General features: G+C 68.1%; 12 protein-coding genes and 1 tRNA gene. 8 read left to right on the plus strand and 5 right to left on the minus strand.

What is annotated here, in order from left to right:
- Nucleotides 1-60: 60 nt before the first annotated feature.
- Together leuD and leuC are read right to left on the minus strand one after the other, a co-directional pair.
- Complete coding sequence (gene leuD / locus AB0E56_RS12060; RefSeq protein ID WP_359799199.1) at nucleotides 61-657, minus strand: 3-isopropylmalate dehydratase small subunit; 597 nt, start codon at nucleotides 655-657, stop codon at nucleotides 61-63.
- A 3-nt stretch (nucleotides 658-660) separates the two neighbouring features.
- A complete protein-coding gene (gene leuC / locus AB0E56_RS12065) occupies nucleotides 661-2,106 on the minus strand; it encodes a 3-isopropylmalate dehydratase large subunit (protein ID WP_359799201.1) in 1,446 nt (481 codons plus the stop codon).
- A gap of 190 nt (nucleotides 2,107-2,296) precedes the next feature.
- Between leuC and AB0E56_RS12070 the strand changes: the two genes are divergently transcribed.
- Together AB0E56_RS12070 and AB0E56_RS12075 are read left to right on the plus strand one after the other, a co-directional pair.
- Nucleotides 2,297-3,592: a PLP-dependent transferase gene (locus tag AB0E56_RS12070; RefSeq protein ID WP_359799203.1), complete on the plus strand. Its 1,296-nt coding sequence runs from the start codon at nucleotides 2,297-2,299 to the stop codon at nucleotides 3,590-3,592.
- Nucleotides 3,589-4,902 carry an LLM class flavin-dependent oxidoreductase gene (locus AB0E56_RS12075; protein ID WP_359799205.1) on the plus strand — a complete coding sequence of 438 codons (1,314 nt, stop codon included), beginning with the start codon at nucleotides 3,589-3,591 and terminating at the stop codon, nucleotides 4,900-4,902. The genes AB0E56_RS12070 and AB0E56_RS12075 overlap by 4 nt, the downstream gene beginning before the upstream one ends.
- Nucleotides 4,903-4,926: 24 nt before the next feature.
- Here the strand turns inward: AB0E56_RS12075 and AB0E56_RS12080 are convergent, their stop codons facing one another.
- Nucleotides 4,927-5,931 carry a TerC/Alx family metal homeostasis membrane protein gene (locus AB0E56_RS12080; RefSeq protein ID WP_359799208.1) on the minus strand — a complete coding sequence of 335 codons (1,005 nt, stop codon included), beginning with the start codon at nucleotides 5,929-5,931 and terminating at the stop codon, nucleotides 4,927-4,929.
- A gap of 277 nt (nucleotides 5,932-6,208) precedes the next feature.
- On the opposite strand from AB0E56_RS12080, the gene AB0E56_RS12085 reads away from it, so the two are divergent.
- The 4 genes from AB0E56_RS12085 to AB0E56_RS12100 all read left to right on the plus strand — a co-directional run bounded on the left by AB0E56_RS12085 (nucleotide 6,209) and on the right by AB0E56_RS12100 (nucleotide 9,769).
- Entirely contained in the window at nucleotides 6,209-6,769 is a 561-nt protein-coding gene (locus AB0E56_RS12085; RefSeq protein ID WP_359799210.1) for a sigma-70 family RNA polymerase sigma factor, read from the plus strand.
- On the plus strand, nucleotides 6,766-7,869 hold the full coding sequence (locus AB0E56_RS12090) for a DUF4349 domain-containing protein (RefSeq protein WP_359799212.1): 1,104 nt from the start codon (nucleotides 6,766-6,768) through the stop codon (nucleotides 7,867-7,869). Before AB0E56_RS12085 ends, AB0E56_RS12090 begins: the two co-directional genes overlap by 4 nt.
- 110 nt (nucleotides 7,870-7,979) lie before the next feature.
- Nucleotides 7,980-8,528, plus strand: coding sequence for a helix-turn-helix domain-containing protein (locus tag AB0E56_RS12095; RefSeq protein WP_359799214.1), 549 nt, complete (start codon nucleotides 7,980-7,982; stop codon nucleotides 8,526-8,528).
- Nucleotides 8,528-9,769, plus strand: coding sequence for an MFS transporter (locus AB0E56_RS12100; RefSeq protein ID WP_359799216.1), 1,242 nt, complete (start codon nucleotides 8,528-8,530; stop codon nucleotides 9,767-9,769). The genes AB0E56_RS12095 and AB0E56_RS12100 overlap by 1 nt, the downstream gene beginning before the upstream one ends.
- 57 nt (nucleotides 9,770-9,826) lie before the next feature.
- Here AB0E56_RS12100 and AB0E56_RS12105 read toward each other — a convergent pair.
- Nucleotides 9,827-9,899: transfer RNA gene (locus tag AB0E56_RS12105), tRNA-Glu, on the minus strand.
- A gap of 149 nt (nucleotides 9,900-10,048) precedes the next feature.
- Here AB0E56_RS12105 and AB0E56_RS12110 point away from each other — a divergent pair.
- Nucleotides 10,049-10,687: an MBL fold metallo-hydrolase gene (locus tag AB0E56_RS12110; RefSeq protein ID WP_359799218.1), complete on the plus strand. Its 639-nt coding sequence runs from the start codon at nucleotides 10,049-10,051 to the stop codon at nucleotides 10,685-10,687.
- The gene (locus tag AB0E56_RS12115; protein ID WP_359799220.1) at nucleotides 10,684-11,211 is read left to right on the plus strand and encodes a GNAT family N-acetyltransferase; all 528 of its coding nucleotides are present in this window, start codon (nucleotides 10,684-10,686) and stop codon (nucleotides 11,209-11,211) included. Before AB0E56_RS12110 ends, AB0E56_RS12115 begins: the two co-directional genes overlap by 4 nt.
- Here the strand turns inward: AB0E56_RS12115 and pepN are convergent.
- The gene (gene pepN / locus AB0E56_RS12120; protein WP_359799222.1) at nucleotides 11,208-13,706 is read right to left on the minus strand and encodes an aminopeptidase N; all 2,499 of its coding nucleotides are present in this window, start codon (nucleotides 13,704-13,706) and stop codon (nucleotides 11,208-11,210) included. The genes AB0E56_RS12115 and pepN overlap by 4 nt on opposite strands.

The following is a 13,706-nucleotide window of genomic DNA, read 5'->3' on the forward strand; positions in this document are numbered from 1 at the left end:
GCCTCACTTCATCAACGGATTTCGGGGGCGGGTTGCCCCTGGCTCCCCCGCCCCCTCCGTCTACTGAACGGGAAGGGTCCGAGGCCGCCACGACTCGCGACGGGCCTCGAACTGCGCGATCTTGTCTTCATTGCGCAGCGTGAGCCCGATGTCATCGAGCCCTTCGAGGAGCCGCCATCTAGTGTAATCGTCGATCCCGATCTCGGCCTGGATGTCGCCGATCGAGGCGATGCGCGCCTCGAGGTCGACCGTCATCTGAACGCCGGGATTCCGGTCGATCTCGGCCCAGAACCGCTCGAGATCCGCTTCCGAGATCGTCGCTGCGAGCAGACCCTGCTTGCCGGAGTTGCCTCGGAAGATGTCCGCGAACCGGGGGCTGAGAACGACCTTGAAGCCGAAGTCCCGCAGCGCCCAGACGGCGTGCTCACGGCTCGATCCGGTGCCGAAATCAGGCCCGGCGACGAGGACCGACGCCCCCTGGAACGGCGCCTGATTGAGCACGAACTCCGGGTCCTGCCGCCAACCGTGGAACAGCGCATCTTCGAAACCGGTCTTCGTGACGCGCTTCAGGAAGACGGCGGGGATGATCTGGTCCGTATCGACGTTCGAGCGCTTCAGCGGAGCGGCGATGCCCGTGTGAGTGGTGAACTTCTCCATGATTCAGAACCCTTCCGTCAGATCGCTCGGGCTGGACAGCGTGCCGCGGATCGCGGTCGCCGCGGCGACGAGCGGTGAGACCAGGTGCGTGCGACCGCCCTTGCCCTGTCGGCCCTCGAAGTTGCGGTTCGACGTCGAGGCGCAGCGCTCCCCCGGGGCGAGCTGGTCGGGGTTCATCCCCAGACACATCGAGCAGCCGGCGAACCGCCACTCCGCGCCGAAGTCCTTGATGACCTGGTCCAGACCCTCCGCCTCGGCCTCCAGCCTGACCCTGGCGGAGCCGGGGACGACCATGACGCGAACACCGTCGGCCTTCTTCTTCCCCTGGATGATCGACGCGAACGCGCGGAGATCCTCGATGCGGCTGTTCGTGCACGAGCCCATGAACACGGCGTCGACCGGCACCTCCTTGAGAGGCGTGCCCGGCGTGAGGTCCATGTACTCCAGCGCGCGCTCGGCGGCGGCGCGCTCATTCGGGTCGGCGATCTCGGCCGGGTTCGGCACCGCGGACGACAGCGAACTGCCCTGACCCGGGTTGGTGCCCCAGGTGACGAAGGGCTCCAACTCGTCGGCGTCGATGAAGACCTCCGCGTCGAACGTGGCGCCCTCGTCTGTCGGCAGCGTGCGCCAGTAAGCGACGGCGTCGTCCCAGTCCTGCCCCTTCGGCGCGTGCGGACGGCCCTCGAGGTACGCGAACGTCGTCTCGTCCGGCGCGACCATGCCGGCACGGGCTCCCGCTTCGATCGACATATTGCAGATCGTCATGCGGCCCTCCATCGAGAGGGCGCGGATCGCACTGCCGCGGTACTCGAGCACGTAGCCCTGGCCCCCTCCGGTGCCGATCTTCGCGATCACCGCGAGGATGATGTCCTTCGCCGTGACGCCGGGGCGCAGGGTGCCCTCGACGTTGATCGCCATCGTCTTGAACGGCTTGAGCGGCAGCGTCTGGGTGGCCATGACGTGTTCGACCTCGCTCGTGCCGATGCCGAACGCCATCGCACCGAACGCACCGTGGGTGGAGGTGTGCGAGTCGCCGCACACGACCGTGATGCCGGGCATGGTCAGACCGAGCTGGGGTCCGACGACATGCACGATACCCTGCTCCGCGTCGCCCAGCGAGTGCAGGCGCACCCCGAACTCGGCGGCATTGCGGCGGAGGGTCTCGATCTGCGTGCGGCTGGTCAGGTCGGCGATCGGCTTGTCGATCTCCCAGGTCGGGGTGTTGTGGTCTTCGGTCGCGATCGTCAGGTCGAGGCGGCGCAGCGGCCGCCCTTCGCTGCGCAGACCGTCGAAGGCCTGGGGGCTGGTGACCTCGTGCACGAGGTGCAGGTCGATGTAGATGAGGTCGGGCTCGCCGTTCTCGCCCTTGACGACGAGGTGGTCGTCCCAGACCTTCTCGGCGAGCGTCCTGCGGCGTGCGGAATCGGCACCGTGTGCGGGGGTGGTCATTGCGTGTCTCCTGTGGCTGGCGGTTCGGCCCACGATGGACTCCGCGACGAGGAGGGGCTCTAGATCGAGGTCTCGCCGCGGCCGCTAAGAAGAAGGAGCACGGTCCGCATGACGTCAGATTACCACCGCGCGGACGTGCTCCGACCCGACATGACACTCTGTTGAGCACCGAACGACCGAGAGGCACCGCATGACCGTCGACACCGCCCGCTTCGCCACCCGCGCGGTCCACGCGGCGCGCAGCCGTGAGACGGCGTCGTCGCGTGCGACGCCGATCTACCTGACGGCGGGCTTCGAGTTCGACGACTTCGAGCATGCGGCCGATCACTTCGGCACAGGATCCGGGTTCGGCTACACCCGCACCGGCAACCCCACCGTCCGCGCCGTGGAGCGCCAGCTCGCCTCCCTCGAGTCCGGTGCAGACGCCGTGCTCGTCGCGAGCGGACAGGCCGCAGTGGCCACCGCCCTGCTCACGGTCGCAGGCGCCGGCGATCACATCGTCTCGTCCACGCACATCTACGAAGGCACGCGGGGGCTCTTCCTCGACAACCTCGCCCGCCTCGACATCGAGACCACGTTCGTCGACGACATCGCAGACCCGGCGGCCTGGCGTGCGGCGATCCGCCCGAACACCCGTGCCCTGTTCGCGGAATCCCTCGCCAATGCGCGCAACGACGTCCTCGACGTGCGGGCCATCGCTGACATCGCCGACGAGTCGGCCATTCCGCTGATCGTCGACAACACGCTCGCGACGCCGGCGCTGCTGCGTCCGCTCGAACACGGCGCAGCGATCGTCGTCCACTCCGCGTCGAAGTTCCTCGCCGGACACGGTTCCGTGCTCGGCGGAGTGATCGTCGACGACGGGCGCTTCGACGCCGAGCACGCCGGCCACAACGCGCCCCACCTCGTGCTGCCGGGCCGCGGCGATACGCCGAGCGTGTTCGCGCGTCACGGAGGGCGTGCACGGATCGCGTACGCCCGAGAGTCGGTCGCCCCGCGATTCGGCGCCTCTCCTTCGCCGCTCAACGCCTTCTTGATTGGTCAGGGCGTCGAAACCCTCGGATTGCGTGTCGAACGGCAGTCCCGCAACGCTCTCCTGGTCGCCCGGTGGCTGGAGGAGCACGAGGCCGTCGAGAGCGTCGATTACATCGGGCTGCCGTCGCACCCCGACCACCAGACGGGTACGCGATACCTCGACGGCGGCTACGGCTCCATCTTCACGTTCACCCTCCGCGGAGGTCTGCCCGCCGCACGGCGCTTCGTCGAGAACGTCCAGGTGTTCACCCACATGACCCACATCGGGGACGTGCGTTCCCTGGTGCTGCATCCGGGCACGACCAGTCACGCCCAGCGGACGGAGGAAGAGCGCGCGATACTCGGCGTGCGCCAGGGGACGCTGCGACTGTCGATCGGCATCGAAGACGTCGAGGACCTCATCTTCGACCTCGCACAGGTGCTCCAGGCCGTGCGGGAGACGGTCGCATGAGCCGGCCCCAGCACTTCGGGTGGTTCCTCGCGCGCGGCTTCGGACCACAGGGCTGGGGCTATCCGTCGCTCGACTGGGACTACGACTGGACGCGTCCCGAGGTGTACCAGGACGCGGCGCGCACGCTCGAGCAGGCCGGGTTCGACCTCGTGATCATCGAGGACGCGCCGTCGCTGGGGTCCCCGTCGACGATCGACCTGCGCGTGCGACACGCGTTCGGCGGACCGAAGCACGATCCGCTCCTGCTCGCCCCGTACCTGTTCCAGGCGACGCGGCACCTGGGCGTCGTGCCGACGGTGAACCCGGCCGCGTACCTCCCCTACACGGCCGCTCGTCAGTTCGCGACGCTTCAGCACCTCAGCGGACATCGCCTCGGTCTGAACGTCGTGACGGACACCGGGAGCTCCCGTCACTTCTCTGACGCCCCTCAGCTCGGCCACGACGAGGCATACGACCGTGCGGAGGAATGGCTGGCGGGCGTCCGCGCGCTCTGGCGCAGCTGGGACGATGGAGCCCTCATCGCCGATCGGGAGACGGACGTCTTCGCCGACGGCACCCGCTTGAGGGCCGTCGAGCACCGTGGAGAGTACTTCTCCTTCAACGGCCCGCTGAACGCCGTGCCCTTCACGGACGGGGATCCCGCGATCGTCTCCCCCGGCGGCTCGGGGCGAGGACTCGGCTTCGCCGGAGCGAACTCCGACGTCCAACTCGCGCTCGCCCCGTTGAACGAGAAGTCCGTGCGCGATTACCGCGCGAAGGTGCACGACGCCGCGATCGCGAAGGGGCGGCGCCCGGAAGACGTCAAGATCCTCTTCGCCATCCAGCCCGTCATCACCTCGTCGAGCGAGGAAGCCGACCGCATCGTCGCCGCGTCGGCGCATCCCGATGACGCCGCGCTCGTGCAGATCGCCCGCAAGCAGTCCAGCGACCTCGAGACCGACCTGACCCGGCTCGACCTCGACAAGCCCCTCGACCTTTCGATCTTCGGCGCGCACGTCTCGCGAGGGAGCATCCAACGCCTGGTCGGCGACCGCGACGACCAGGCTCCGCTGCGTGCCCACCTCACCGCCCTGGCGCGTGCCGGCCGGATCGCCGACCGCACCGGGTTCGTCGGCACCGCGGACGAGTTCGCCGACCTGATCGAAGAGCTCGGCGAATGGGGCAACGACGGCGTGCTGCTGTGGGGCGACTTCCACCCGGTCACGCTGCACCGCACGCTCGACGAACTCGTGCCGATCCTGCGCCGCCGCGGGATCCTGCGACGGGACTACGCAGACGGCGGTCTGCAGGCGAACCTGCGCGCCTTCTGACACGCCCGCAGGTCCGCCGCTCGACTATTCGCTGACGACCGCGTTCTTCTTCGCCCGCTTCTCACGCGACGACGCGATCAGGCTCGCGATCGTGGCGATCGTCATCGACGCCAGGATCACGCCGAGCGAGACCATGTTGCTGATGTCGGGCACCCATTCGACGTGATGGCCGCCGTTGATGAAAGGCAGCTCGTTCACGTGCAGGGCGTGCAGGATCAGCTTGATGCCGATGAAACCCAGGATCACGGCGATGCCGTAGTGCAGGTAGCGCAGACGGTCGAGCAGGTCTCCGAGCAGGAAGTACAGCTGACGCAGGCCCATGAGGGCGAAGATGTTGGCAGAGAACACCAGGAAGCCGTTCGTGGTGATCTCGAAGATCGCGGGGATCGAGTCGATCGCGAAGATCAGGTCGGTCACGCCGATCGTGATGAACACGATGACCATGGGCGTCCACATGCGCTTGCCGTCGACCGTCGTGCGGATCTTGGATCCGTCGTACGTCTCGCTGATGTCCACCCGGCGACGCAGCAGGCGCACGATGAAATTCTCGCGCTGCACCTCGCCCTCGTGGTCGCCGTCCGGCATCGCCTGACGGATGGCCGTGTAGATGAGGAACGCCCCGAAGATGTAGAAGATCGGCGAGAAGTTCTCGACGATCGCGACGCCCGCGAGGATGAAGAGGCCACGCAGGATGAGCGCGATGATGATGCCGACCATGAGCACCTGCTGCTGCAAGCGCCGCGGCACCGCGAACTGGGCCATGATCAGCACGAAGACGAACAGGTTGTCGATCGAGAGGCTGTACTCGAGCGCCCATCCCGTGATGAAGTCGCCCGCGTTCTGCCATCCCCCGACATTGCCCAGCAGCACCGCGAACAGCAGCGCGAGCCCCACGTAGAAGACGACCCAGAGCGTGGACTCCTTGGTCGAGGGGATGTGCGGGCGAAGCCGGATCAGGAGCAGGTCGGCGATCAGGATGATCGTGAGGACGACCATCGAGGTGATCTCGAACCAGACGGGGATTTCCAAGGGCGCACTGCACCTTTCGCGGAGGGGTCGGGAATGAGTCGAAAGTCTCTCCCCCGCACTGGTGTGCGTCGCGCGCCCGGAGCAGCGATGACGGTGCTCGTGATGACGTTACGCGCGTATCCGGGATACTCCCTCTCGCCCGGGCAATGCTACCGGAGCCGTGGCACCCAGCAGTAGCGCCGTGATGAAATGGCCGCGCAGAGCCCGTCGCACGGAATCTGAGACGATGGGGCATCGAGCGACACTTCCCGGTTGAGAGACACCGAACGGAATCAGGATGCCCGCGCAGACGAGTGATCAGAGATGGGCCGCCCAGGCTGCGGTCGGCGACGAGAGCGCCTTTCGCGAGCTGTACCGCGCGCACGTGCGGCCCGTGTACTGGATCGCGCAGGGAATACTCGGGTCCGCGCCCGACGCGGAGGATGTGACGCAGGAGACGTTCGTCGTCGCCTGGCGCAAGCTTCCCGCCCTCGAGCTCCGCGGAGAGTCGATCCTGCCGTGGCTGGCGACGATCTGCCGCTTCCAGGCTGCGAATCGGCTTCGACAGCGGCGCCGTGATCGCGCGCACGCCGCCGAGGCGGTGGACGAGGCGGAGCTCCCCGACACGATCAGCGTAGAGGAGCAGGTGATCACGTCCGCGCTCGCCGCACGGATCGCCGCCGAGGTGGGCACACTGAGCGACCTCGATCGCGAGATCTTCCGCCTCTGCGCCACCGAGGGGTACGCGTACCAGGCCGCGGCCGATCGGCTCGGGGTCACGCACGCCGTCGTCCGCAACCGTCTCTCCCGAGTGCGCACGCAGCTGCGCGGCGCCGTGAACGAAGTGAGAGACGCATGAACGACCAGACCAGCGACGTGAGCCTGCCCGAGCTGTCGGAGGAGAAGATCGCCCGCATCGAGTCGGCGGTCTTCGCCGAGATCGCCGCCGAGCGCCCCCGCACGCGCCCGGAGGCGCAGCGTGCACGCACCCGTCGTCGGCGATGGCTGACCGGCGGAGGCATCGCCGCCGCCTTCGTGATCGGCGTGCTCGTGACTCCCCCTATCCTCGGCGCTGTCGGCGGCGGTGGATCCGTCACGGCCGACGGGATGAGCATGCCGGGCGGCGTCAGCATGGATTCGTCGTCGTCCGGCGGGACGGCAGAGTCGGCGCCCGAGGCCCTCCCCGGGAGCGTGTCGGACTCGGCAATCGCCGGCAGCGTCGACGCCGACCGGGAGATCGTCGCGACGGCGCAGGCGACTGTGCAGGTCAAGAGCATCCCGGACGCCGCGTCCGCGATCGGCGCGCTCGCCGAAGAGCACGGCGGCTATGTCGAGAGCACCGAGATCGGGAAGTCGGTCGCCGTGGACGGCACCTCGGACCCGGCGCCGGCCGATTCCTCGTACGGCTGGATCAGCATCCGTGTGCCGTCCGCCGATCTGCCGGAGGTGATCGCCGCTCTCCGCGACACGGGTGATGTCCTGTCCTCATCGACGTCGAAGCAGGATGTGACGTCGATCTCGATCGACCTGCAGGCGCGCATCGACTCCACGCGGGCTTCCGTCGAGCGCTTGACGGAGCTGATGGCGCAGTCGGGGAGCGTCTCGGAGTTGATCGAAGCGGAGGTCGCGCTGACCGACCGTCAAGCGCAGCTCGAGTCGTACGAACAGCAGCTCGAGTCGCTGCAGGATCAGGTCGCGATGTCGTCGTTGCAGGTGCAGCTGACGCGTGAGGCCACCCCGACCACCGCCGACCCTGCGGGCTTCACAGACGGTCTGCTCGCCGGGTGGAACGGTCTCGTGGTGTCGCTGAACGCGCTCGTGATCGCGCTCGGCTTCATCCTCCCCTGGCTGGCGATCGCAGGCGTGGTCGTGCTGATCGTGTGGCTGATCCGGCGGACGCGTCGGAACAGGCGGAATGCTCGCGCCTCTGCGGGCGACACCGGCGCAGACCACGGCTGATCCGCCCGCCGCACCGGTCGGAGACGACGGCGTACAGGCATAATCGTTGATTTTCCGCGGTATACAAGAACTCTTGTGGGTTTGTGCCAGCGGGAATAGCGTCGTCTCCCGTGGAAGACATCTCCGTGATCACAGCCGTGCACCATCCGCTGCGCCGCCGCATCTACGACTACCTCCTGCTCTACGGCACGTCCCAGGTGACGGCGATCGCGCGTTCGCTCGAGAGCCAGGTCGGCAGCATCAGCCATCATCTGCGGATGCTGGAGCGGGCAGGTCTCGTGGAGCGTGCCGTCGACCCGGCCGGTGACAAGCGTACGAGCTGGTGGACGATCGCCCGCCGCGGTCTCACCTGGTCGACCGACGATTACGCCGACGCCCCTGCCGACGCCCTGCTCGCGAGAGAGGCGCAGCGCCAGGGGATCCGGATGCAGATCGATCGACTGCAGCGCTGGCACCGTAGACGCAGTGACCCTGCATACGCGGAGTACGACGGATCGAACACCGAGACCACGGCGTGGGCTTCTCCGGATGAACTGCGCGACCTGTCGGCGCGGATCCTCGGCACGATCCGCGAATGGCAGGAGGGCATCGACCTCACAGACGGCACGCCACGGACACCCGTCTTCGTCTTCGCCCACGCCTTCCCGACGGAGCCGTGATGTCGACGGTCCACGCCCCGGTCGAGATGATCGCGCCGCCGCCGTTCGCCCGCGACCGGATGGTGCACGCCTGGATCGGCGTCAAAGCCCTCTCGGAGGCGGGAGACGCCGTCTGGACGATCGCGCTCGCCTGGACCGCGATCCAGGTCGCCTCCCCCGCCGTCGCCGGCCTCATCGTCGCGGCAGGGACCGTGCCGCGTGCGGCGATCCTGCTCTTCGGGGGTGTGATGGCCGACCGGGCGGACGCCCGCCGGGTCATGATGATCTTCAACGTGCTCCGCGTCTGCGTGCTGGTCGCGGTCACGGTGTGGGTGCTCGCGGGGCCACCCACCGTCGCAGTGCTGCTGTGCGCCGCGGTCGCCTTCGGGGTGTGCGACGCGTTCTACGAGCCCTCAGCCGGGACGATCGCCAGGCAGCTCGTGCGAGCGGTGGATCTCCCGTCGTACGGCGCAGCAGCCCAGACGGCCTCCCGCCTCGGCACGATGGGCGGCGCAGCGATCGGCGGGGTCCTCGTCGCCCACGCGGGCCTGGCCGGAAGCGCGTCGGCGAACGCGCTCACCTTCACTGTGGTCGTCGCCTTCATCGCCATCTGGCTCCGTCCGAGATTCCGGCTCGTGCGTGCCGAGAAGGAGTCCGCACTGCGGGGCATCGGTCGAGGATTCGCTCATCTCGGCGCCAATCCCACAACCAGGACACTCGTGATCGCACTGTCGGGCCTGAACCTCGCCGTCGGGCCCGCTATCGGGATCGGCCTCGCGCTGAGGGCTCACGCCGAGGGGTGGGGCGCGCAAGCGGTCGGTCTGTTCGAAGCGCTGCTCGGACTCGGCGCGGCGCTCGGTGCCGTCTCGGTCGCCAAGTGGCGGCCCCGACACGAGGCGCGCGCCGGCTTCTGGGCGCTGGTCGTGCAGGGCGCAGGCATCGTGGCGTCGGGCTTCGGACCCGCGTGGTCGGTCGCCGCGGCGGCATTCATGATCGGGGCGACCGCAGGCTACGCATCCGTGCTGCTGAGCGCCACGTTCTCCGCCACCGTCGACACCGCCTATCTGGGTCGGATGGGCTCACTCACCCGCCTCGGCGACGACTGCCTGATGCCGCTGGCCATGGCCGGCTTCGGCGCTCTCGCGTCGGTCACAGCACTCTGGGTGCCGTTCGCACTGTTCGGCGGCGCGATGATGGCGCTCATGATCCTGCCGTTGAGCACTGCGACCTTCCGGAGCATGTCGCTGCGACCCGAGGGCTGACCGGGTGCCGGAGACAGAGAAAGCCTCCGGCGAACCGGAGGCTTTCTCATTGTCGTGTGACCCCAGCGGGATTCGAACCCGCGTTACCGCCGTGAGAGGGCAGCGTACTAGGCCGCTATACGATGGGGCCGTCTGGCGAGACGTTTCCGTCGCGCGACAACCGTTCAAGTATGCCATGGCGATTCTCACTGCGCCAAATCGACGCCGCCCCGACCCGGATCCCGGGCGTGGCGCGCCTGCTTGTTTGCCGTGCGGCAGCGGAAGGAGTTGACTCTTCCCATGCGCGTCACCAAGTTCGAACATGCCGCCCTCCGCCTCGACTCCAACGGGAAGACCCTCGTCATCGATCCCGGCTCGTTCACGGCCCCCCTGATCGATCTCGACGACCTGGTCGGTATCGTCATCACCCACGAACACCCCGATCACTGGACGTCGGACCATCTCGACCGCCTGTTGCGTGCCGCGCCAGGCACGCCGATCTTCGCACCATCGGGAGTGGCGCGCGCCGCGGACGGGTACGACATCACCGTGGTGTCGCCCGGCGAGACCCTCGACGTCGGCGGGTTCACTCTGACGTTCTTCGGCGGGACGCACGAGGTCATCCACTCCTCGCTCCCGGTCGTCGAGAACGTCGGCGTGCTCGTGAACGACGAGCTCTACTACCCCGGCGACTCCTACGCTGTCCCCCACGGCGTCGACGTCGGAACTCTCGCGGCCCCCCTCGGTGCCCCGTGGCTGAAGATCGGCGAGGCGATGGACTACGTCCTCGCCGTCGCACCACGCCGTGCTTTCGGCACCCACGACATGACCCTTTCCGTGATCGGGAAGAACATGCATCGCCAACGCCTCCAGTGGGCGACCGAACAGGGTGGCGGCGAGTTCTTCGTGCTCGAACCCGGCGAATCCCTCGACCTGTGAACGCACCTCGTCGTCTCCTCCCCGAACCGACCGATCGCCTCGTCTTCCGGGAGATGACGGAGAACGATCTGGACGCCATGGCCGACATGCTCGGTGATCCCGAGGTCATGACGTTCTTTCCCGCACCCAAGACCCGCGACGAGAGCGCGGAGTGGATCACCCGCATGCAGCAGCGCTATCGGGAGCACGGGCACGGGCTCTGGGTCATCGAGACGCACGACGGAGACTTCGTCGGCGACTGCGGACTGACCTGGCAATCGGTCAACGACACGCCCGTGCTCGAAGTGGGGTACCACGTTCGGCGGGCGATGCAGCGTCAGGGTTACGCCACGGAGGCGGCCCGCGCGTGCGTCGAACTTGTCGCACGAGAATTCGCGCCGACTCTGCTGACCGCGATCATCCACCCAGCCAATGACCCCTCACGCCGGGTCGCTGAGAACCTCGGAATGACGCACATCGACGACGACCGGGCGCACCCGTGGATCGTCCGCACGGTGATGGGGATGCAGGTGGCTCCCCGCTAGACCGTTTCGGCGCCTTCCTGCGCCGCGCGCACGCGGATATCGCGCGCCAGGTGGTCGCGCTGCTCGGTCACGAGTCGCCGAAGCGCTGCGGGTGCAGCGGGGTTCGCTGCGAGCCACTCGTCGACGGGCTGCAGCGTGTCGCTCGCCGGGAAGAACCCCAGGACGAGCCTCTTCGCTATCTCGATGCTGCGACGGCTCCAGACGTCCCCGATACGGTCGAAGTACTCCCCGTCGAAGTCCGCGATCAGGTCGCGGCGCCCGCCCGCGCGGAAACCGGCGATCTCCGCGTCCAGATGGTCGTTGCTCAGGGTGAGGTCGTCCCACGCCGCGTTCCAGGCATCGCGTCGCACGGTGGCGTCAGGGCGCGCGGCCCGCGCTCGTCGTGCCGCGGTGCGCCCGGTACCCGTGTCGTCACGCTCCTGCTCTGCCGCGACGTCCGCGAGGTCGGCATGCCCGGTGGTCACGAGGGCCGTGAGGAGCTGCCACCGCAGATCGGGGTCGACGACGAGTCCCTCCGGCACATCGCCGTCCAGCAGCGCGCGCACCCCCTCGTGGTGCACATCGTCGAAGGCCGAGGCCGTCGCGAGCGCCCTGGCCCAGGAGAGCTGCGCATCGCTGCCTGCTTCCGCAGCCCACAGGGAACGCCATGTCGTGTCCGTCCACGTGCGCTGCTCCTCATGCCGGCGCATGGAGACGAGGTAGTGGCGGATCGCGTACGCCGCGTTCGCGAGCACTCCCGTCAGGAGACCGATGTTCGACTCCGCGCCCGCGTGTGCGCGCACGATGGCGAGATAACGCGCAGGGTCCAACTCCGCGTCGCGCGTCGCGTTCCACAGCGACGACCACACCAGGGCTCTCGCCAGGGGGTCGTCGATCGACGACAGGGACTCCTCCACCGTACGCAGCGACCTGTCGTCCAGACGTGCCTTCGCATACGTGAGGTCGTCATCGTTGAGGAGCACGAGGTCGGCCTCGGGGATCGTCACCTCCGTCCGTTCGCCGATCACATCGAGCTCCTGCTGCTCGGTGCGCACGATGCGCCCGTCGACCAGCGCGTAGGTCCCGATGCGCAGCCGATGCGGACGCGGATCCGTCTGCACCAGGAAGCTCCGACCGTCGTCTTCGGTCTCGGTCCACAGGGTGGACACGCCCGTCGTCTGCAGCCACGCCGCCGACCAGTCGGTCATGTCCCGGCCGGAGACGGCGCTCAACTGCACCAGGAAATCGGTCAGCGTCGTGTTCCCGAACGCGTTGGCGGCGAAGTACCGACGTGCACCCTCGAAGAACGCATCGTCACCGACGAACGCGACGAGCTGCTTCAGCACGGCGGCGCCCTTCGCGTACGTGATGCCGTCGAAGTTGAGTTTCGCCGCCTCGAGGTCGGTGATGTCCGCGACGATCGGATGCGTCGTGGGCAGCTGGTCCTGCTGGTAGGCCCATGCCTTCCGACTCGCGGCGAACTTCACCCATGCGTCGTGGTACCGCGTGGCCACAGCTGAGGCGTGCGCGCCCATGTAGTCGGCGAACGACTCCTTGAGCCACAGATCGTCCCACCACGTCATCGTGACGAGATCGCCGAACCACATGTGAGCCATCTCGTGCAGGATCGTGTTGGCGCGCGCCGCTCGCTGCGCGTCGGTCGCGGCCCCCCGCGACAGGTACGACTCGGTGAAGGTCACCAGGCCCGGGTTCTCCATCGCGCCGAGGTTGTACTCGGGCACGAAGAGCTGATCGTACTTGCCCCACGGGTAGGGGTAGGCGAAGGCATCGGTGAAGAAGTCGAGCCCCTGCCGCGTGACCTCGAGGATCTCTTCGGCCTCCAGGTGCGGGGCGAGCGACCGCCGCACGAACACACCGAGAGCGATCGACTGCTCGTCACGGCTCCAGTGGCCCTCCACCCTCGTGTAAGGGCCGGCCGCGACCGCCGTGATGTAGCTCGAGATCGGCGATGTCGGCGCGAACTCGACGCGCTGCACCCCGACGCCGAGGTCGGCGTGGGCCGGAGACTGGTTGGAGAGCACCTCCCATCCGGACGGCGCATCGACCACGAAGGTGTACTCGGCCTTCATGTCGGGCTGCTCGAAGCACGCCATGACCCGTCGAGAGTCGGCGGGCTCGTACTGCGTGTACAGGTAGGTGTGGTCGTCGACGGGATCGTGGAAGCGGTGCATCCCCTCGCCTGAGCGGCTGTACGCCCCGACGGCCTCGATGCGCACGACGTTGGTCGCCTCGAGGCCTGCCACCGTGATCCGCGCTCCGTCGTGGACGACCTCCTGGTCGACGCCGTTCACCGTGACACGGAGCACGTCTTCGCCGATGAAGTCGAGCCACGTCGTGTCAGTGGTGGCGTCGAACTCGAGCGTCGTCTTGGTGGGGAAACCCGTGCGAGCCCGCTCCGGAGCCCCCGTCAGGTCGAGCTCGACGCGGACGCGGTGCAGAGTGACGGCGGCGGATCGCGCTGCGGTCTCCTCGCGGGTGAGGTTGGCGGTATCCAT

This window comes from Microbacterium sp. NPDC028030, from assembly GCF_040637855.1.
Lineage (GTDB): Bacteria > Actinomycetota > Actinomycetes > Actinomycetales > Microbacteriaceae > Microbacterium.